The sequence below is a fragment of the Dactylosporangium sp. NPDC000521 genome (assembly GCF_042898305.1).
GTDB lineage: Bacteria > Actinomycetota > Actinomycetes > Mycobacteriales > Micromonosporaceae > Dactylosporangium.
Map to the genome: position 1 here is coordinate 445053 of NZ_JBIAYW010000009.1, position 19876 is coordinate 464928.

Annotated in this window: 19 protein-coding genes; 14 read left to right on the top strand and 5 right to left on the bottom strand. The window is 73.3% G+C overall.

Features of this window, described 5'->3' with window-relative positions; translation table 11 throughout:
- Nucleotides 1-40 precede the first annotated feature (40 nt).
- On the top strand, nt 41-907 hold the full coding sequence (locus ACFY3L_RS29845; protein ID WP_389331165.1) for an LLM class F420-dependent oxidoreductase: 867 nt from the start codon (nt 41-43) through the stop codon (nt 905-907).
- On the opposite strand, the gene ACFY3L_RS29850 is transcribed toward ACFY3L_RS29845, so the two are convergent.
- Complete coding sequence (locus tag ACFY3L_RS29850) at nt 900-1622, bottom strand: phosphotransferase (RefSeq protein WP_389331167.1); 723 nt, start codon at nt 1620-1622, stop codon at nt 900-902. The two genes, ACFY3L_RS29845 and ACFY3L_RS29850, sit on opposite strands and share 8 nt — an antisense overlap.
- A gap of 131 nt (nt 1623-1753) precedes the next feature.
- Between ACFY3L_RS29850 and ACFY3L_RS29855 the strand changes: the two genes are divergently transcribed.
- The gene (locus tag ACFY3L_RS29855) at nt 1754-2698 is read left to right on the top strand and encodes an NAD-dependent epimerase/dehydratase family protein (protein ID WP_389331170.1); all 945 of its coding nucleotides are present in this window, start codon (nt 1754-1756) and stop codon (nt 2696-2698) included.
- Here the strand turns inward: ACFY3L_RS29855 and ACFY3L_RS29860 are convergent.
- On the bottom strand, nt 2658-4487 hold the full coding sequence (locus ACFY3L_RS29860) for a polysaccharide biosynthesis protein (protein ID WP_389331173.1): 1830 nt from the start codon (nt 4485-4487) through the stop codon (nt 2658-2660). The two genes, ACFY3L_RS29855 and ACFY3L_RS29860, sit on opposite strands and share 41 nt — an antisense overlap.
- 231 nt (nt 4488-4718) lie before the next feature.
- Between ACFY3L_RS29860 and ACFY3L_RS29865 the strand changes: the two genes are divergently transcribed.
- Nucleotides 4719-6149 (top strand): polysaccharide biosynthesis tyrosine autokinase, encoded by a 1431-nt coding sequence (locus ACFY3L_RS29865; RefSeq protein WP_389331175.1) that lies wholly within the window; start codon nt 4719-4721, stop codon nt 6147-6149.
- On the opposite strand, the gene ACFY3L_RS29870 is transcribed toward ACFY3L_RS29865, so the two are convergent.
- Nucleotides 6109-6579 carry a low molecular weight phosphatase family protein gene (locus ACFY3L_RS29870; RefSeq protein ID WP_389331178.1) on the bottom strand — a complete coding sequence of 157 codons (471 nt, stop codon included), beginning with the start codon at nt 6577-6579 and terminating at the stop codon, nt 6109-6111. The two genes, ACFY3L_RS29865 and ACFY3L_RS29870, sit on opposite strands and share 41 nt — an antisense overlap.
- Before the next feature lie 51 nt (nt 6580-6630).
- Here ACFY3L_RS29870 and ACFY3L_RS29875 point away from each other — a divergent pair, with 51 nt between their 5' ends.
- From ACFY3L_RS29875 to ACFY3L_RS29920, 10 genes are all read left to right on the top strand, one after another.
- Nucleotides 6631-7740 (top strand): DegT/DnrJ/EryC1/StrS family aminotransferase, encoded by a 1110-nt coding sequence (locus ACFY3L_RS29875; RefSeq protein WP_389331181.1) that lies wholly within the window; start codon nt 6631-6633, stop codon nt 7738-7740.
- On the top strand, nt 7737-8339 hold the full coding sequence (locus ACFY3L_RS29880) for a sugar transferase (protein WP_389331184.1): 603 nt from the start codon (nt 7737-7739) through the stop codon (nt 8337-8339). Before ACFY3L_RS29875 ends, ACFY3L_RS29880 begins: the two co-directional genes overlap by 4 nt.
- Nucleotides 8336-8959: an acetyltransferase gene (locus tag ACFY3L_RS29885; RefSeq protein ID WP_389331187.1), complete on the top strand. Its 624-nt coding sequence runs from the start codon at nt 8336-8338 to the stop codon at nt 8957-8959. The genes ACFY3L_RS29880 and ACFY3L_RS29885 overlap by 4 nt, the downstream gene beginning before the upstream one ends.
- A gap of 8 nt (nt 8960-8967) precedes the next feature.
- Nucleotides 8968-10113 (top strand): glycosyltransferase, encoded by a 1146-nt coding sequence (locus ACFY3L_RS29890; protein ID WP_389331190.1) that lies wholly within the window; start codon nt 8968-8970, stop codon nt 10111-10113.
- Entirely contained in the window at nt 10110-11405 is a 1296-nt protein-coding gene (locus ACFY3L_RS29895) for a lipopolysaccharide biosynthesis protein (RefSeq protein WP_389331193.1), read from the top strand. Before ACFY3L_RS29890 ends, ACFY3L_RS29895 begins: the two co-directional genes overlap by 4 nt.
- The gene (gene wzy / locus ACFY3L_RS29900; protein WP_389331197.1) at nt 11395-12588 is read left to right on the top strand and encodes an O-antigen polysaccharide polymerase Wzy; all 1194 of its coding nucleotides are present in this window, start codon (nt 11395-11397) and stop codon (nt 12586-12588) included. Before ACFY3L_RS29895 ends, wzy begins: the two co-directional genes overlap by 11 nt.
- Complete coding sequence (locus ACFY3L_RS29905; protein WP_389331200.1) at nt 12585-13793, top strand: glycosyltransferase family 4 protein; 1209 nt, start codon at nt 12585-12587, stop codon at nt 13791-13793. The genes wzy and ACFY3L_RS29905 overlap by 4 nt, the downstream gene beginning before the upstream one ends.
- Entirely contained in the window at nt 13774-15582 is a 1809-nt protein-coding gene (locus ACFY3L_RS29910) for a DUF4012 domain-containing protein (protein ID WP_389331203.1), read from the top strand. Before ACFY3L_RS29905 ends, ACFY3L_RS29910 begins: the two co-directional genes overlap by 20 nt.
- 196 nt (nt 15583-15778) lie before the next feature.
- Entirely contained in the window at nt 15779-16414 is a 636-nt protein-coding gene (locus tag ACFY3L_RS29915; RefSeq protein WP_389331206.1) for a hypothetical protein, read from the top strand.
- Between the two features lie 84 nt (nt 16415-16498).
- Nucleotides 16499-17761: a nucleotide sugar dehydrogenase gene (locus tag ACFY3L_RS29920; protein WP_389331209.1), complete on the top strand. Its 1263-nt coding sequence runs from the start codon at nt 16499-16501 to the stop codon at nt 17759-17761.
- Nucleotides 17762-17768: 7 nt separating this feature from the next.
- On the opposite strand, the gene ACFY3L_RS29925 is transcribed toward ACFY3L_RS29920, so the two are convergent.
- On the bottom strand, nt 17769-17957 hold the full coding sequence (locus ACFY3L_RS29925) for a hypothetical protein (RefSeq protein ID WP_389331212.1): 189 nt from the start codon (nt 17955-17957) through the stop codon (nt 17769-17771).
- On the bottom strand, nt 17954-18226 hold the full coding sequence (locus ACFY3L_RS29930) for a hypothetical protein (RefSeq protein ID WP_389331215.1): 273 nt from the start codon (nt 18224-18226) through the stop codon (nt 17954-17956). Before ACFY3L_RS29930 ends, ACFY3L_RS29925 begins: the two co-directional genes overlap by 4 nt.
- A gap of 13 nt (nt 18227-18239) precedes the next feature.
- On the opposite strand from ACFY3L_RS29930, the gene ACFY3L_RS29935 reads away from it, so the two are divergent.
- Entirely contained in the window at nt 18240-19868 is a 1629-nt protein-coding gene (locus ACFY3L_RS29935; RefSeq protein WP_389331218.1) for an ArnT family glycosyltransferase, read from the top strand.
- Nucleotides 19869-19876 lie beyond the last annotated feature (8 nt).

Below are 19876 nucleotides of genomic sequence, written 5' to 3' on the forward strand. Positions count from 1 at the left end.
GATCGCCGCACCCCCGGCGATCCGGGGCAATGATGGACCCATGAAGCTGGGGCTGCACTACTGGAACTTCTCGACGCCCGCCGACCCGGCGGCCATCGCACCGACGCTGAAGGAGACGGCCGTCATCGCCGAGCAGGCGGGGGTCGCGTCCTTCACGGTCATGGATCATTACTTCCAGATGGAGGCCATGGCGCCCGCCGAGGAGCCGATGCTGGAGGGCTACACCACGCTGGGCTACCTCGCCGCCGTCACCGAGCGGATGACGCTGGGCCTGCTGGTGACCGGCGTGATGTACCGCCATCCGGGCCTCCTGGCGAAGATCGTCACCACGCTCGACGTGCTGTCGGCGGGCCGGGCCCGGCTCGGGATCGGCGCCTCCTGGTACGAGCGCGAACAACGCGGCCTGGGCGTGCCCGTCGTGCCGGTGGCGGAGCGTTTCGAGCGCCTCGAGGAGACGCTGCGGATCTGCCTGCAGATGTGGAGCGACGACAACGGCCCCTTCGAGGGCACCCACTACCAACTGACGGAGACGCTCAACTCCCCGCCGCCGCTCGGCCGCGCCCGTCCGATGATCATGATCGGTGGCGGTGGCGAGAAGAAGACGCTGCGCCTGGTCGCGAAGTACGCCGACGCCTGCAACCTCTTCGGCTCCACGCCGGAGGAGGTCGCCGCGAAGCTCGACGTGCTGCGCGCCCACTGCGACGCCGAGGGCCGCGACTACGACGAGATCGTCAAGACCGTGCTCGTCATGCGGCCCCCGCTGGAGGACCCGGACGCCTGGCTCCGCGACGTCGAGGCGTACGGCCGTCTCGGCGCCACCGAGGTCATGACCATGCCCGACCGCCACCCGGTCGAGTTCGCCACCGCCCTCGCCAAGGAGATCCTCCCCCGGATGGACCTCAGCTGAGCAGGGCGATGTCGCGCAGGTAGTGGTCGAGGTCGCCGCGGGCGATGTGGGCGGCGAACGCCTCGTTGCCGGCGGCGGCCTCGGCGCGTATGTGGTCCGTGAGCTCGCGCAGGCGGGGCGCGACCGACGCCAGCGCGGCCGCGCGCAGCGCGGGGTCGGCGCCGTAGGCGTCGAAGAACAGGTCGAGGCGCTCCTCTGTGCGTTCGCCGGCGGCGGAGCCGAGCGGGATGAAGCGGTAGACCGCGTACGCCAGGTCCCACGCGCGCGGGCCGGGGGCGGCCACGTCGAAGTCGATCAGGCCGATGGCGCGGTCGCCGTCGTAGACGCAGTTGTACGGGGCGGCGTCGTTGTGGCAGACGACCTCGGCGGGCTCGCGGGCGGGCAGCTGCCAGCCGTCGCGCCAGCTCGCGGCGACGTCGGCGGTGGCGTCGTGGTAGGCGCGCAACAGGCGGGCGGCGCTGGTCAGGGCGGGGTCGCTCGCGACGGCGGGGGTCCACGGGTCGTGGCCGACGTCGCCGGGCAGGTAGCTGAAGACGTCGCGGCCCAGCGGGTCGGTGCCGTAGGAGCGGGGCGCGCCGGTGAAGCCGCGGGTCTGCAGGTGCTCGAAGAGCTGATGGATCCGCGGGCTCCAGGCGCCCGCCGGGCGCCGGACCGTCGCGCCGACCCGGACGACGCTGTTGACGCCGCCACCGGCGAGCTGCTGTTCGGAGGTCATGCCCACCAACGTCGCACGGATTTCCGTGATTCGCCGTCCTCGATGCTATCCGAAAGGACCGGTTCATCCGGAAAAGAGGTGAACTCGTCCGTGGCGTCACCCGACCCGTCCGCCCGCCGTTCAACCCGTTGATGAGAATTCTTGTCACCGGCGGCGCGGGGTTCATCGGGGGAAACCTGTGCCGGGAGCTGGTCACCCACCCTGCCGTCGACGAGGTCGTGGCGTTCGACGACCTGAGCACCGGCAGTGAGGGCAACCTCGACGGCGTCGGCGCGACGCTGATCACCGGCAGCATCCTGGACCGGCCCGCGATCGACGCCGCGGTCGAGCGGGCCGACGTCGTCATCCACCTGGCCGCCCGGCCGTCGGTGCCGCGGTCCGTCGCGGATCCGCTGCGCAGCCACCTGGTCAACGCCACCGGCACCATGCACGTGCTGGAGGCGTGCCGGCGCGGGGGCACGCCGATCATCACGGCGTCCTCGTCCTCGGTGTACGGGCCGACGAAGGTCCTGCCGAAGCACGAGGAGCTGCCGACCCGCCCGCAGAGCCCGTACGCGGCGAGCAAGCTCGCGGCCGAGTCGTCGGTGCTGGCCTACGGCGCCACCTATGGGCTGCCGGTGCTCGCGCTGCGGTTCTTCAACGTGTACGGGCCGCTGCAGTCCGTCGGTCACGCCTACGCCGCGGTCATCCCGACGTTCGCCGACGCGGCGCTGCGCGGGCAGCCGCTGCACGTCCACGGCGACGGCCGGCAGACGCGCGACTTCACGTTCGTCGGGTCGGTGGCGCGGCTGCTCACGGACGCCGCGGTGCGCCGGGTGACCAGCCCGACCCCGGTGAACCTGGCGTTCGGCACCCGCACGTCGCTGGTCGACCTGATCGACAAGATCCGCGGGCTGGTCGGCCGGCCGGTCGAGGTGGTCTTCGACCCCGCCCGGCCCGGCGACGTGCGCGACTCGCAGGCGGAGTCGTCCCGGCTGCGGGAGCTCTTCCCCGGCCACGGGCCGGTCCCGCTCGACCAGGGACTCGCCGAGACGGTCAGCTGGTACGAGCAGCAGATAGCGTCGGCATCGCGGTAGGGCCTGCGGCCGGTGCCGGCGGCACCGCCGCGGGCTCGACGAACGGCACCACGCACAGGTCGGCGAGCTGGCCGACCAGGGCCGCCGGCGAGGACCGCACGTCCAGCGCGAGGGCCAGCGACGGGTCCAGCGGCGGCACCGAGACGTGCGAGATGAGCGGGTGCAGCGGCCGCAGGTCGATCTCGCCGGCGCCGAAGAGCTCCTCGTGCAGCTTCTCCCCGTGCCGCAGGCCGGTGTAGACGAAGTCGACCGGCCGCTCGGCCTGCGCGGCGAGCTGGTGCGCCAGGTCGTCGATCCGCACGGGGGTGCCCATGTCCAGCACGAGCGCCTCGCCGCCGGCGCCGAGCGCGGCCGCCTGGATCACCAGCTGCACCGCCTCCTGGACGGTCATCATGAAGCGGGTGACATCCGGGTGGGTGACGGTGACCGGCCCACCGGCGGCGATCTGCGCCTGGAAGGCCGTCACCACGGACCCACGGCTGCCGAGCACGTTGCCGAACCGGACGTTGAGATACGTGCCGGCCGCGACGGTCGAGCGGTGCGCGGTGAGCCGTTCGGTGATCCGCTTCGTGTAGCCCAGGACGCTGATCGGGTTCGCGGCCTTGTCGGTGGAGATGTTCACGAAGCGCTCGACCCCCGCCGCGGCGGCCGCCGACAGGACGTTGAGCGTGCCGAGGACGTTGGTCTGCAGGGCCTCGGCCGGGTGCCGCTCCAGCAGCGTGAGGTGCTTGAGCGCGGCGGCGTGGAACACCACCTCCGGCCGGCGCTCGGCGAAGACCGCGGCGATGGACTCGGCGTCGCGCAGGTCGGCGAGGATCAGCTCGGGGCTGTCCAGCAGGGCTCGGCCGTGGATCGACAGCTGCACCGCGTGCAGCGCCGACTCGTCGCGGTCGAGCATCATCAGCTCGGCCGGCCCGAAGCGGTGCAGCTGCCGGCACAGCTCGGAGCCGATCGAGCCGCCGGCGCCGGTCACGAGGACCCTCCGGCCGGCCAGGTAGTCGCCGATCGCGGCCAGGTCGGTGTCGATCTGGCGGCGGCCGAGCAGGTCCGACAGCTGCACGTCGCGGATCTCCGCGACGCCCACGGGGCCGTCAAGGCTCTCGTCGATGGACGGCAGGATCTTGAGGTCGCGGCGGGCGGCGGTCGTCACGGCCCGGACGTCGCGCAGCAGCGCGCCGTCGTCGGCCCGGATGGCGAAGATGACGACCTCGGCGCCGGTCCGCGCGATCGCGTCGGCGAGCGACGCCCGCCCGCCGAGCACGGCGACGCCTTCGACCCGCAGGTTCTGCTTCGCTGGGTCGTCGTCGACGATGCCGACCGGCCGGTAGCGGCAGTGCGGGTCGTGCGCCATCGAGCGCAGCAGCCGGTGACCGGCGGCGCCGGCGCCGTAGACGAGCACCGGCACGGCCTGCCCGGCGGGGGTGACCCGCAGCCGCCGCTCGCGCCGCAGCCGGCCGGCCGCACGGCCGGTGACCATCGCCAGCAGGGTGGCCATCGCGCCGACCCCGGCGACCGCCGCCGGGGCGACGCCGGCGATCCACAGCAGCCCGCCGGCCGCGGCGACCGTGAACGCGAGCGCCCGCAGCTCGGGCAGCGTCCCGTGGCCGTAGCGGCGCCGGTACAGGTGGACCGGCCACGCGATCGCCGTGTGCGCCGCGGCGGCGAGGACGATCGCGGCGCCGGCGGAGATCAGCGACGGCCGGTCCGGCCCGATCGTGAACGCCAGCGCCAGGCCACCGGCCCAGGCGCAGAGGTCGGCGGGCCAGTCGACAGGCCCGGAGGGCCGCATGTCAACGGGCCCGGAGGGCCTCATGTCGACGGGCCCGGAGGGCCGCATGTCATTGCGCCCGGAGGGTCTGTGGTCGTCCATCGGTTCCCCCTTCGACACTGCGACCATTCTTCACGATTTGATGGATGAGATCCCGCTAAAACCGGATAGGGGAAATTAGACCGTTTCACCTCTTCCGCCATGACAACATGTCACTCTTCGTGAAGAAGCGAACACGGGAGGTCATGGCGTATGGAGCTGCGCGACTATGTCGGCGCGGTCCGGAAACGCTGGTGGCTGGTGGCCACGACCGCCTGCCTGGCCCTGGTCGCCGCGGTCGTGATCACCGCGCGCACCGCGCCGACGTATGCCGCCTCGGTGACGTTCTTCGTCAGCACCCCGAGCAGCGGCGTGACCGACGCGTACCAGGGCGGCCTGTTCTCGCAGCAGCGCGCCCGGTCCTACGTCAACCTCGTCACCAGCGACCGCCTCGCCCGCGCCGTCGCCGCGGACCCGGGCGTCGGCCTGAACGCCGACGGGGTCAAGGAGCGCATCAGCGCGCGGACCGTGCCCGACACCGTGCTGCTGGACATCACCGTGCTGGACACCCGCAGCGACCGTGCCCTGCGCATCGCCGAGTCCGTCGCGACGCAGTTCGCCGCCCTCGTCGCGGTCCTGGAGACCCCGCCGGGTGGCGACAGCCCGACCGTCCGCGTCGATGTGGTGACCGGCCCCCGCGTCGGCACCGACCCCGTGTCGCCGCAGCCCGCCCGCAACTTCGCCGTCGCGCTGCTGATGGGGCTGCTCGTCGGCGCCGCCGGCGCCGTCCTGCGGGAGATCCTGGACAGCAGCGTCCGCACCACGGCCGCGCTGCGGCAGGCCGGCGGCAAGGCCGTGCTGGCCACCGTGCCGCTCGACCCGCGGGCCCGCCAGGAGCCGCTTCTGCTGGAGGACGCCACCTGGTCGCCGCGTGGCGAGGCGATGCGCCACCTGCGCACCAACCTGCAGTTCGTCGACCCCGACCGGCGGGCCCGCTGCATCGTCGTGACCAGCGCGCTGCCCGACGAGGGCAAGTCGACGATCGCCTGCAACCTCGCGATCGTCCTCGCCGAGAACGGGCACCGGGTCCTGCTGATCGACGCCGACGTGCGGCGGCCGAAGCTGGCCGAGTACCTGGACCTGGAGGGCGCCGTCGGCCTCACCAACGTGCTCGTCGGCCAGGTCGACCTGGACACCGCCGTGCAGCCGTGGGGCGACCGCGACCTGTGGGTGCTCGCCAGCGGCTCGATCCCGCCGAACCCGAGCGAACTGCTCGGCTCGCAGCAGATGGCCCGCCTGCTCGCCGCCGCCGGCGAGGACTTCGACTACGTCGTCGTCGACACCTCACCGCTGCTCGTCGTCACCGACGCCGCGGTCGTGGCCAGCCGCGCCGACGGTGCCGTGCTGGTCACCCGGGCCGGCAAGACCACCGTCACCCAGGTGCGCTCCGCGGTCCTCGCCATCGACGCGGTCTCCGCCCGGCTCTTCGGCTGCGTGCTCAACGGCGCGAAGTCCGGCGGCGACGACGCCTACTCCTACGCCTACTACGGCACCAGGGCCGGCGCGCCGATGCTGAAGGCCACCGCCGGCAAGCCGGCGCCGGTCACCCGGGATCTCGACGCGGCCGGTCGGCCAGGAGGGTGATGATGTCCGCAATCGTCTCGGCGCAGACGCGGAACCCCTCGATCGGGCCGCCGAACGGGTCGGGCAGGTCGTCGTCGAGCGGTGAGCCGGCCCGCAGCCGCCCCCGCACCCGGGCGATGTCGCGCAGCGTCGTCGGCTCCGGTGGCAGTGCCGCCAGGTACCGGCCGAACTGGCGCAGCGTGAACGTCTTCGCCGCCGTCGCCGGGGCGAGGGTCACGCAGTGCGCCCGCTCCGCCCGCGTCGCGGTCAGCACCAGGTCGGCGCCGGCCAGCATCCTGGCCTCGACCCGCCGGCTGGCGAAGCCCGCGGCATCCGCGCCCCGCTCCAGCAGCACCGCCCTCGCCTCCGGCGGCATGTCCAGGCCGGGCATCGCGTGCGTGCCGGCGCTCGCGGCGTCCAGGCCACCGGCCCGGGCCAGCCGCTCGGCCATGGCCGAACGGCACAGGTTGGCCCGGCAGACGAACAGCATGGAAAGCCCCCGATGAACTCACGCATCTACCTGTCCGCGCCCGACATCTCGGGCACCGAGGAGCGCTACCTCGTCAACGCCTTACGCTCCGGTTGGGTCGCGCCCGTCGGGCCGGATCTCGACGCGTTCGAGGCCGAGATCGCCCAGCGGTGCGGCACCGCGCACGCCGTCGGCGTCAGCTCCGGCACCGCCGCGCTGCACCTGGCGCTGCTCGCGATGGGCGTCGGGCCCGGCGACACGGTGATCGTGCCGACGCTGACCTTCGCGGCCACCGCCAACGCCGTCGTCTACACCGGCGCCGAGCCTGTCTTCGTCGACAGCGAGCCCGACACCGGCAACATCGACGCCGCCCTCGCCGAACAGGCGGTCGCCGACCTGCGCAGGGAAGGCAGGCACGTCGGCGCCGTCATCCCGGTGGATCTCTTCGGCGCCTGCGCCGACCACCAGAAGTTGCAGGAACTGGACGTACCGCTGCTGGAGGACGCGGCCGAAGCGCTCGGCGCGACCCGGGACGGGCGGCCGGCGGGCTCCTTCGGGCGGGCTGCCGCGCTGTCGTTCAACGGCAACAAGATCATCACCACGTCCGGCGGCGGCATGCTCGTCACCGGCGACGCGGCCCTCGCCGAGCGCTGCCGCTACCTGTCCACCCAGGCCCGCCAGCCGGTGCCGCACTACGAGCACGCCGACGTCGGCTACAACTACCGGCTCAGCAACCTGCTCGCCGCGGTCGGCCGCGCGCAGCTGTCCCGCCTCGACGGGATGCTGGCCCGGCGGCGGCAGCTGCGCGAGCGGTACGCCAAGACCTTCGCCGGCGTGCCCGGGGTGCGGATCGTCGGCGACGGCGAGCACGGATCCAACTGCTGGCTGACCGTCGTCACGGTCGACGAGCGCGAGTCCGGCTGGTCCGCCGCGGCGCTCGGGGCGCACCTCGCCGAGCACGACATCGAGACGCGCCCGGTGTGGAAGCCGATGCATCAGCAGCCGGTGTACCGCCAGGCCCGCAGCTGGCTGACCGGCGCCGCCGACCACCTCTACGCGACCGGCCTGGCGCTGCCCAGCGGCTCGCAGCTCGGCGACGCCGCCCAGCGGCGCGTCTTCGACGCGATCGACGAGTTCCTGTGAACCGCGCCCTGGACCTCGCCGGCGCCGCCGTCGCCACGGTCGTCCTCGCCCCGGTCATCGCCGCCACCGCCGTCTTCGTCCGCTGCACGATGGGGTCGCCGGTGCTGTTCCGGCAGGAGCGGACCGGCCTGCACGGGCGGCCGTTCACGTTCGTCAAGTTCCGCACGATGCGCCCGTCCCCGCGCGGCTTCGACCCGGGCAGCGACGCGGAGCGGCTCACCGCCGCCGGCCGCTTCCTGCGCGCCACCAGCCTCGACGAGCTGCCCGCGCTGTGGAACGTCTTCCGCGGCGACATGAGCCTCGTCGGCCCGCGCCCGCTGCCGGTGGCGTACCTCGGCCGGTACACCGAGCAGGAGGCGCACCGGCACGACGTGCGGCCCGGCATCACCGGCCTGGCCCAGGTCCTCGGCCGCAACAACCTCACGTGGGAGCAGAAGTTCGCCCACGACCTGCACTACGTGCAGGCCCGGACGCTGCGGATGGACCTGTGGATCCTCGCCGCGACGATCCGCACGGTCGTGCGCCGCGACGGCGTCACCGCGACCGGCTCCGCGACCAACCACGAGCTGCGCGCCGTGCCGGAAGGGCGGCAGTCGTGAAGAACGGCCTCGTCATCGTCGGCATCGGCGGCCACGGCCGGGAGGTCCTGACCATCGCCCGGGCCGCCGGCCTGCCCGTGCGCGGCTTCGTCGACGACAACCCGACCCAGCGCAACCTCGACCGGGTGTCCGCGCTCGGCGTGCCGTTCCTCGGCCCCAGCACCCGCCTCGGCGACGAGCGCCCCTCGATCGGCTACGTGATCGGCATCGGCGACCCGCGGATCCGGGCCCGGCTCGACGAGCGGCTGCGGCTGCACGGCCTCGCCGCGGCCACCCTGATCCACCCGGCCGCGACGATCGGGCCGGACGCGTGCATCGGCGAGGGGTTCGTCGCGTTCGCCGGCGCCCGCGTCACGACCGACGTGCGCATCGGCCGGCACGTGCACCTCAACCAGAACTGCACCGTCGGCCACGACACCGAGCTCGCCGACTTCGTCCAGGTCAACCCCCTCGCGGCGATCTCCGGCGACTGCCGGATCGGGCCCGAGGTGCTGATCGGCACGACCGCCTGCGTGCTGCAGGGCCTGCAGGTCGGCGAGGGCGCCACCGTCGGCGCGGGCGCGTGCGTCACCCGCGACGTCGAGCCGAAGGCGACCGTGAAAGGGGTTCCGGCGCGGTGAAGGTCGCGATGATCATCAAGACGGACGACGGCGGCCGGTGGACCGTGCCGCAGCTCGACGAGCTGCGCCGACGCGGCCACGAGGTCGTCGCGGTGCTGCCGCCCGGCAGCGAGGGGCAGCTGCGCAAGGCGCTGCACGACCGGGGGATCGACGTCGTGCAGTCCGCGTTCGACTTCCGGTTCCGCCCCACGCCCGCCACCGCCGCCGGGCTGCTGCGGCTGCGCGAGCAGCTGCGCGCGCTCGACCCGGACGTGCTGCACTACCACCTGTACGCGTCCGCGCTCGCCGCCCGGATCGCCAGCCTCGGCCTGCCCGCCCGGCGCGTGCACATGGTGCCCGGCCCGCTGTTCCTCGAGTCGCCGCTGATCCGCACCGTCGAGCGGGTCCTGTGCCGCCGCGACGAGGTCGTCATCAGCGGCAGCGAGCACACCGCGACCCTCTACCGCGCCATCGGCATGCCGGACTCGCGGGTCGTGCCGATCCACTACGGCACCGACATGGAGCACTTCTCGCCGCCGTCGGACGCCTACCGCGCCGCGTGCCGGGCCGCGTTCGGCCTCCGCGACACGACGTTCACCGCCTGCATGGTCGCCTACGTGTACCCGCCGAAGCGGCTCACCCACCGCGGCCGCGGCATCAAGGGCCACGACATCCTGCTCACCGCGTGGCGGCGCTTCCGCCGCGACGCCCCCGACTCCAGGTTGATCCTGCTCGGCGGCGGGTTCGACGCCGCCGGCGAGACCTACCGGCGGCAGCTGATCAGCCGCTTCGGCGTCGCCAAGGACCCGGGCGTCGACTGGCAGGAGTCCACCCTCGACGTCCGTGACTGCTACGCCGCCGCCGACGTCAGCGTCAGCCCGTCGCTGTCGGAGAACCACGGCGCCGCCCGCGAGGCCGGCGCGATGGGCGTGCCGAGCATCGTCTCCGACGCCGGCGCCCTGCCCGAGACCGTCGACCCCGCGTCCGGCTGGCTGGTGCCCCGCGACGACGTCGACGCGCTCGTCGCCGCGCTGCACGAGGCGCACGCGGAGTTCCGCGCCGGCACCCTGCGCCGCCGCGGAGCGCTGAGCCGGGAGCTGATGGTCGCCCGGTTCGCGGAGGGGCCGGCCGCCTCGGCCGTCGCCGACGTGCTGGAACGGGTCGTCCGGGGATGACGCAGCTGCGATCACCGAAGACGCCGGTCCGGCACGCGGCGCCGGCCAGGCGCCGGCCGTCGTTCGCGGGCAACGTCGGCTGGGGGGTGGTCGGCAACGCCGGCTACGCCCTGTGCCAGTGGCTGGTCCTGGTCGTCGTCGCCCGGCTCGGCACCGAGTCCATGGTCGGCGACTACGCCCTCGGCCTCGCCGTCGGCGCCCCGGTGGTGCTGCTGGCGAACCTGTCGCTGCGCACCGTCCTGGTCACCGACACCTTCCACGAGCACCCGTTCCGCCGGTACCTGCGGGTCCGGCTCGCCGGGATGGCCGCCGCGACGGCCGCGATCTGCGCCGTCGTGTGGGCCTTCGACCTGCCCCCGGCGGTCGTGATCCTCGTCGGCCTGGCCAAGGCGTTCGACGGCGTCGGCGACATCTACCTCGGCCTGCTGCAGCGCCACCACGACCAGCGGGGCATCGCCGTCGCCCAGCTCGCCAACGGCGTGCTCACCATCGCGCTCACCGGCGTCCTGCTCGCCGCGACCGGCAGCGTCGCCTGGGCCGCCGCCGGCTCCGCGATGGGCTCGCTGATCGCCTGGCTCGGGTTCTGCGCGCCGCTCGCCTCCCGGCTGCTGGACGCCACGGTCAAGGCGAACCTGAAGGCCGGCCCGCCGAAGCGGCACACGCACCGGGTCAGCCCGCCCGGGCCGGGGGCGCTCGTGTGGACGGCGCTGCCGCTCGGCCTCGCCTCCGGGATCACCTCCCTGACCGCCAACGTCCCCCGGTACGCGCTGCAGGACCGCCTCGGCGCGGCCGCCCTCGGCGCGTTCGCCGCCGCCGGCTACCTCGTCCTCACCGGCAACCTGCTCGTCTCCGCCGTCGCGCAGACCCTCCTGCCGCGCCTCGTCGAGCTGCGCGCCGCCGGCGCCCGGGAACGCTTCGCCGCGCTCGTGCGGCAGTCGCTCATCGGCATCACCGTCGCCGGGGTCGTCGCCGTCTGGGCCGCGGAGCTCTTCGGCGCGAAGGTGCTGCGCGCCGTCTACGGCGAGGAGTACGCCGACGAGGCCGGCACCCTCACCGTCCTCACCATCGCCACCGCCGTCGCCGCGAGCTGCTTCGTCCTCGACGCGGCCCTGTCCGCGGTGCGCCGATTCACCGGCCAGCTCGCCGTGAACGCCGCCGTCCTCGTCGCCGCCGTCCTCGCCGCGCTCGCGCTCGTGCCCCGCTACGGCATCGCCGGCGCCGCCTGGGCGACCGTCGCTGCCGCCGCCGTCCACGCCGGCCTCAAGTGGGAGCTGCTGCGGCGTGACCTTTGATCCCTGGTACGCGGTGCTGCTCGCCGGGCTGGCGCTCCCGGTGCTGCTGCTCGTCGGCGGGGTCCGCGACGTGCTCGCCTACGTCGCCGCGTACTTCTTCCTCTTCGGCTTCGGGCCCGTCGTCAGCTACCTGCTCGGCGGGACGATCTACTTCGGCACCAACACCGCCCTGATCGGCCGGGCGGCGCTGGGCCTGCTGCTCGCCTTCGCCGGGCTGCTGGCCGCCGGCCTGCTGGTGCGCCAGCGCGACGGCATCACCGCGCCCGTGACCACCCACCGCTTCCCGCTGCTGCCCGTCGTCCTCGCCCTGCTCACGCTCTACGCGACGACCGTCCTCGTGCTCGGCGGCACCAGCTTCCTCGCCGGCACCAAGCTCGACCGCATCGACGTCGCCGGGCCCGGCCACTACGACTACCTGCTGTTCGAGATGTTCGCCTGCGCGCTGTACTACATGGCCGACGGCAGCGGCGCCGGGCGCTTCACGTACCGGCTGAACTTCGCCGTCTACGTCGCCTACTGCCTCAGCACCGGCGAGCGCGACTTCGTCTTCGTGCTCTTCAGCCTCATCCTGCACCGCGAACTGACCCGCGGCGGCTCGTTCGCCCGGCCGGTCGGCTACGGGGCGCTGCTGCTGCTCGGCGCGACCCTGATCTTCAGCCTGCGCGGCGACGGCCCCGCGGACACCTCGCAGGTGCTCAACCAGGGCTCGGTGCTCTTCGTCGACACGTGGGTGATGACGCACGTGCCGTCGGTCGAGCCGTTCGCGCGCGGCGCCACCTACCTGCACGCGCTCGTCAACCTCCTGCCCGGGCACGCGCAGCCGGCGCTGGCGCAGTGGCTCGTCGACCGGTACGCGCCCGGCAGCGCCTCCGGGTACGGGTTCTCCCTCACCGGCGAGGCGTACCTCAACTTCGGGCTGTGGGGGATTCCGGTGCTGTTCGCCGGGCTCACCGTCGTGCACCGGCTGCTGATCAACCGCCTCGACCGGGCGCCGGTCTACGCGTACGCCAGCGTGCTCTTCACCGTCGCGTGGATGTACGGCTTCCGCGGCGAGAGCGGCAGCCTGCTCAAGACCTGCGTGTACGGGCTGCTGTTCTACGGCGCGCTCCGCCTGGTCTCGGTCCGGGTGGAGGAACCGACCAGTGAGGAACCGAAGGCGGTGCCCGTATGCGTGTCGTCGTGAGCTGTGAACAGCGGTACCTGCGTACCCCCGACGGGCGGGTGTGGAGCACGACCGGTGCCGCGTACGACTTCTGGCAGCGCTACCTCGCCGTCTTCGACGAGGTCCGGGTCGTGGCCAGGGTCGCCGACAGCGCCGGCCGCCCGCCGGACGCCGAGCGCGTCGACGGTGAGCACGTCACCGTGCACCCGGTGCCCTACTACGTCGGCCCGCTGCAGTACCTGCGGCGCCTGCGCGCCGTGCGGGCCGCCGTCCGCACCGCCGTCGAGCCCGGCGACGCCGTCCTGCTGCGGGTGCCGTCCGCGATCGGGACGCTGCTGCACCGCGTGCTGCGCCGTGCGGGCCGGCCGTTCGGGTTGGAGGTCGTCGGCGACCCCCACGACGTGTTCGCGCCCGGCGTGATCCGCCACCCGCTGCGCCCGCTGCTGCGCGCCTGGTTCACCGCCCGGCTGCGGGCGCAGTGCCGCAGCGCCGTCGCCGTCGCCTACGTCACCGAGCGGGCGCTGCAGTCGCGCTACCCGGCCGGGCCCGGCGCGGTGACCGCCGCGTACTCCAGCATCCAGCTCGACGAGGCCGCGTTCGTCGACAGGCCCCGGGGCGAGGGCTCACCCAAGGTCGCGGTCCGGCTGATCTCCGTCGGCTCGCTCGAGCAGCCGTACAAGGGGATCGACACCCTCATCGAGGCGCTGCCGCTGCTGGTGAAGGCCGGCCTGGAGGCGCACCTGGTGCACCTCGGCGACGGGCGCTGCCGCCGCGACCTGGAACGGCTCGTGCGGGAGCGGCGCGTCGGCGGGCGGGTCGCGTTCGCCGGCGCCGTCCCGCCCGGCGCGGCGGTGCGGCTGTTCCTCGACGACGCCGACCTCTTCGTGCTGCCGTCGCGCACCGAGGGGCTGCCCCGGGCGCTGATCGAGGCGATGGCCAGGGCGCTGCCCGCCGTCGGCACCACCGTCGGCGGCACCCCCGAGCTGCTCGACCGGGCGCACCTGGTGCCGCCCGACGACCCGGTCGCCCTCGCCTACGCCATCACCGCGCTGGTCGCCGACCCGGAGGCGCTCGCCGCCACGTCGGCGCGCAACCTCGCCCGGGCCCGCAACTACGCCGCCGACACCCTCGGCCGGCGCCGCGCCGACTTCTACCGCGCGCTGCGCGTCATCACCCAACCAGAGAAGGTCAAGGAGGTCGTCGGCGGTGCACGGCAGCTCGACTGAGATCACCGGTGTCCGTGCCCACCTCACGACGCTGCTGCGCACCCGGCGGCGCAAGGCGGTGCTCGCCGCGGCGGTCGTGCTGCTGCTGCTCGCCGGCGCCGGGGTGCGGCTGCTGATCGTCGCCGAGTCCGCCGCCGGGCACCTGCGGCGCGCGGCCTCCCTGGTCGGCTCGCTGGAGACCGCGCTGCGCGCCGGTGACCTCGCCGCCGCCCGGCGCACCACCGCCGACCTGCGCCGGCAGACGGCGGCGGCCCGGTCCGACACCTCCGGACTGACGTGGGGCGTGGGCCGCTCGGCGCCGATGGCCGGCGACGACCTGACGGCGGTCGCCGCGGTCGCGCGGATCGTCGACGACCTCGCCACCCGCGTGCTGCCGCCGATGCTGGACGCCGCCGGCGGGCTGCAGTCGACGCTCGCCGGGCGTGACGGCCTCGCCGCGGTCACCGGTGCCGCGCCTCGCCTCGCGGCGGCGGATTCGCTGGTACGAGCGGCGCAGGCCCGGCTTGCCGCCCTCGACCGCGGCGGGTTGGACGGGCGGGTCCGCGCCGCCGTCGACCGGCTCGACGAGGCGCTGCGCCGGGTCGCCCCGCTGCTGGCACCGGTCGCCCGGGCGGCGCGCCTGCTGCCGGCCATGCTCGGCGCCACCGCGCCCCGGACCTACCTGGTGCTCTTCCAGAACCTCGCCGAGGTGCGGGCCACCGGCGGGATGCCGGGCGCGTTCGTGGTGCTGCAGGTCGACAAGGGCGCGATCTCCATCGTGCAGCAGGGCGCCGCGGCCACCGACATCCGCGAGTTCGCCACGCCCGTGCTGCCGCTGGACGAGGACCAGGAGAACCTGCACACCGACCGCCTCGGCCGGTTCCCCGCCGACGTGAACCTCACCCCGGACTTCCCGACCGCGGCGGCCCTGTACCGCGAGATGTACCGGCTGCGCTCCGGCCGCACGGTCGACGGTGTCCTCGCGACGGACCCGGTCGCGCTCGCCTACCTGCTGCAGGCGACCGGCCCGGTCGACGTCGCGGTCGGCCCCCCGCTCACCGCGCCGACCGCGGTCCGGCGGCTGCTGTCGGAGGTGTACCTGACGATCGCCGACACGAAGTCGCAGGACGCCTTCTTCGCCGGCGCCGCCAAGGCCGTCTTCGACAAGCTCACCGGCGCCCTGACAGCGCCGGAGAAGCTGGTGCCGGCGCTGCGGAAGGCCGCGGACGAGCGGCGGCTCCTCGCGTGGAGCGCGCACCCCGAGGAGCAGGCGGAGATCGCCGCGACCGTCTTCGCCGGCACGCTGCCCGCCGACGACGGCGCCCGGCCGACGGTCGGGGTGTTCCTCAACGACGGCACCGGTGCGAAGCTCGGCTACTACCTGACCCGCGAGGCCGAACTGAGCGCGGGGGAGTGCCTGGAGGACGGCTCGCGGCACCTGCGGCTCACCGTGAAGCTCGGCTCGACGGCGCCGGCGAGCGGGCTGCCGCGCAGCGTGCTGGGGCTGGGGCTGGCCGGCGACTACACGGTCCGGACCAACGTCATGGTGTACCTGCCGACCGGCGGCGCGCCCGTGGACGCCACGCAGGACGGTGCGCCCGTCGACTACGGCAGCGGCTTCGAGCTGGGCCGGACCGTCGCGGTCTTCACCGTCGACCTGAAGCCGGGGCAGAGCAGCACGCTCGCGCTGAACCTCATCACGGGCCCGCTGCCGTCGCCCACGGCCGCGTTCACGCCCCGCCTCGTGACGACCCCGGGCATCGCGCCCTGGACGCTTCGGTTGCAATTCGCGGAGAGATGCGGCAAATGATGAAAAATGCCCATATCGGGGTGATGTGAAGTCTACGGTGAGGTTTATGCGACCCCGAACAAGATCCGCACTGACCGCCCTCGCGGGGGCAATCGTCGCGGCGGCAGTGCTGGGAGCACCGACCGCCGCCCACGCCGAACACGGTGGTGGAGCAGCGGCCGCTGCTGCCTATCCGGCTCCCGAGCCGGTCCTCAGGGTGAGCTCGGCCTCTGTGAGCACCGGCGGCGTGGTCTGCATCGCGGGGAAGCGGTTCCTTCCCGGCGAGCCGATCTCGATCAATGTCAAGTACCGCATCACCCGGCACTCCGGTGGCTTCGACGGCCCGTTCCCGGCCCGCGTGAGCGGCGACCGCCGCACCGACGACGACGGCAAGTTCGAGGCGAACGTCCGGCTCACCTCGCCCGGCTACGCCACCATCAAGGTCACCGGCAAGAAGTCCAAGCAAACGGCGACCGTCACCGTGCGGGTGCTCGCCTGGCGCGGCAACTACAGCTTCGGTGGCGACGACTTCTTCGCCGGCACGCCGCTCGGCAACGGCGTGCGCAACAACGGCGGGGGTGACAAGTGGGACGGCGGCGACCGGCCGGCCGGCTTCTTCGGCCCGTTCTTCGGCGGCTGGAGCCCGTTCCGGCTGTCGGCCAACGAGACGAGCCTGACCGACGCGTCCGACGCGTCCGACGCATCCGCTGCGTCCACGTCTTCGTCCACCGACCTCGCCGGTGGCACCACGAAGACCCACGACGCGCAGGGTGCCGACCTGCTGGCGGGCCTGCTCGGCCTGACCGCGCTGGCGGGCAGCGGCTTCGTCATGCGCCGCCGGCGCACCTCCTGACAACTCCAACTCACTTGCAAATCCGTTCGACCCGTCGGCCTCGTTTCGGCCGGCGGGTCGAGTGTTCCCACCCTTAGGATGATCATGGGCAAAACAGTCATCATCGGGCAGGGCTACGTCGGCCTTCCGCTCGCCATCCGAGCGGTCGAGGCGGGCGACGACGTCGTCGGGCTCGACGTCGACACCGACCGGGTCAAGTCCCTCGGTGCCGGCATCTCCTTCGTCGAGGACGTCCCGGACGACCTGCTCGCGTGGGCGCTGGAGACCGGCCGGTACCACCCGACCGAGGACTACGCGGACGCCGCCGGCTTCGACACGTGTGCGATCACCGTGCCGACCCCCCTCACCGACGGCGTGCCCGACATCAGCCACATCGAGCAGGCCGCGCTGCAGCTCGCACCGCACCTGCGGCCCGGCTGCACAGTCATCCTCGAGTCCACCACCTACCCGGGGACCACCGAGACCGTCCTGCGGCCGCTGCTGGAGCACGCCTCCGGGCTCAGCGCGCCCGACGACTTCTTCCTCGGGTACAGCCCCGAACGCATCGACCCGGGCAACCCCACCTGGCACCTGGACAACACACCGAAGCTGGTCTCCGGCATCGACGAGGCATCCCTGGCCGCCACGGCCCGCTTCTACCAGCGGTTCGTGCAGCGGCTGGTGCCGGTCTCCGCGCCGCGGACGGCCGAGCTGACGAAGCTCTTCGAGAACACGTTCCGCCACATCAACATCGCGCTGGTCAACGAGCTCGCCATCGTCGCCAACCAGCTCGGCGTCGACGTCCGCGAGGCGATCGGCGCGGCCGCGACCAAACCGTTCGGGTTCATGGCGTTCGACCCCGGCCCCGGCGTCGGCGGGCACTGCCTGCCGATTGACCCGTCGTACCTGTCGTGGCAGGTCAAGCGCGAGGTCGGGCAGCGCTTCCGGTTCATCGAGCTGGCCAACGACGTCAACGAGGGCATGCCCCGCTACGTCGTGCAGCGCCTCGCCGCCGGCCTCAACGACCGGTACAAGCCCGTCAGGGGCAGCCGGATCCTGTTGCTGGGCCTCGCGTACAAGAGCAACGTCGGCGACCTGCGCGAGTCACCGGCCCGCGCCGTCGCCGAACTGCTCGTCGCCCAGGGCGCCGAGGTGCACGCCGTCGAGCCGCACGCCGCGCAGCGCGACACCGGCAACGTCTGCGGCGTGACGCTGGTCGACCTGACCCCGGCCGAGCTGGCCGCCGCCGACGCCGTCGTGCTGCTCACCGACCACGACGACTTCGACTACGACATGGTCGAACGGCACGCGAGCTACATCTTCGACACCCGGGCCCGCTGCCACGGCCCGTCGGTCGAGCGGCTCTAGGGGTTTCTCACCCCGCGGCGGCGCCGCGGTCGTCGGGTAGCTTGACCCGGTGATCGTGGTGCCGCTGCTCACTTTCGTCGCCGTCGCGTGGCTGTGCCTGCGCCTCGGGGGCGGCGTGCGGCTCGCGCTGCTGCGGGCCGCGGTCCTCGTCGGCGCCGCCGTCTGCCTGGCCGTCGAGGCGCTGTCGTTGTTTCACATGCTGCACCGGCCCGCTGTCATCATCACCTGGCTGGTCGCGCTCGCGGTGGTCGCGTTCGCGGCGATCCGCGGTGCCCGTCCGACCTCCGCCTTCCGGCTTCCCTTCCGGTTGCCGATCTTCTTGCGGGTTCTCTTCTTCTTCCGGTTGCGCCGCTCTTTCCGCTCTTTCCGCTCTTTCCGCTCTTTCCGCTCTTTCCGCTCTTTCCGCTCTTTCCGGTTTATCAGGCGCTCCGCGCCCGCTAAACCGGAAATATCAGCATTTGCCACTTCGTGGCGCTCCGTGCGCGACCGGTGGGCCGGCCTCGCGCTGGTCGAGCGGCTCATCGTCGTCGTGCTCGGCGGGCTCTTCCTGCTCGACCTGCTCGTCGCGCTCGTCGCGCCGCCCAACAACTACGACTCGCAGACCTACCACCTGCCGAAGATCGAGCACTGGGTGCAGCAGGGCCACGTCGGCTTCTACCCGACGATCATCGACCGGCAGCTCGCGATGGCGCCGGGCGCGGAGTACCTGCTGCTGCACCTGCGCCTGCTCACCGGCGGCGACGGCTTCTACAACCTGGTCCAGCTCGCCGCCGGCGTCGGCGTCGTCCTCGCCGCGTCCCGCATCGCCGGGCAGCTCGGCGGCGGCACCCGGGCGCAGCTGGTCACCGCGCTCATCGTCGGCACCACCCCGATGATCGTGCTGGAGGCGACCAGCACCCAGACCGACCTCGTCGTCGCGCTGTGGGTCGCCTGCGTCGCCACCTTCACCCTCGACGGCCTGCGGTCCCGCTCCGGCGCGCTCGACACCCTGCTCATCGGCGTCGCCGCCGGGCTGACGCTGCTGACGAAGGCGACCGGACTGCTCGGCGCCGGGCTCCTGCTCCTCGTCTGGATCGTCGCGCAGCTGCGCCTGCGATGGTGGCGCGGCCTGCTGGCGGCCCTGGCGACCGGCGGGCTGATGCTGCTGCTCGCAGGGCCGTCGCTGCTGCGGGTACAGGAGACCTACGACAACCCGCTCGGCCCCGCACACCTGCGCGAGTCCATCTCCATGCAGCGGCACGACCCGGCGTCGGTCCTCGTGAACGGCCTGCGCATCGCGGAGACGGCGCTCCAGACGCCGATCGGACCGCTCAACCACGCGCTGTCGGCCGGCATCATCGGCATCGCCGGCGTCCTCGGCGTCGACCCGCAGGCGCGGGACATCACGTACTGGAACGAGCAGTATCCGTACACGTCGTGGCCACCGGACGAGGACCGCGTGTCGCTGCCCGCACAGGGCGTGCTGATCCTGCTCGGCGCGCTGCTCCTGGCCTTCCGCAACGGGACCAGGCTGTATGCCGGCGTGTTCTGGCTGGCGCTGCTCGCGTACGTCGTCACCGTGAAGTGGCAGCCCTGGGGCAACCGGCTCATCGTCTTCCTGCTCGTCCTCGGCGCTCCGCTCGCCGGCCTCTGGATCGCCTCGCTGACCGGCCGCCGCCTTCTCAGTTGGGTGACGACCGGCGCGCTGGTGGCCGGGGTCGCGGCGGGCGGCTTCACGGTCGCCTACGGCTGGCCCCGCCGCCTCGTCGGCCCAGGCTCGATCTTCACGACCTCCCAGCTGGAGCAGCGCTTCCTCCGCGAACCGCAGTGGCAGCGCGACTACGAGTGGGCCGCCGCCGCGGTCCGCGCGTCGGGCGCCCGCCGGGTCGGCCTCGCGCAGGGCTACAACACGTGGGAGTACCCCTGGTGGATCCTGCTGCCCGGCACCGAGATCGTGTCGCTGCAGTCGCTCCAGCCGAACCTGCCCGCCGCGCCGAACACCACCATCGACGCCATGCTCTGCGTCAAACCGGTCCGCCCCTGCGAGTTCTACACCTCACCCACCTGGCAGAACGCCGAAGTCCACCACCAGGGCGACGTCGCCTACGTCATCGTCCGCCGCCAGTAACCCACCTG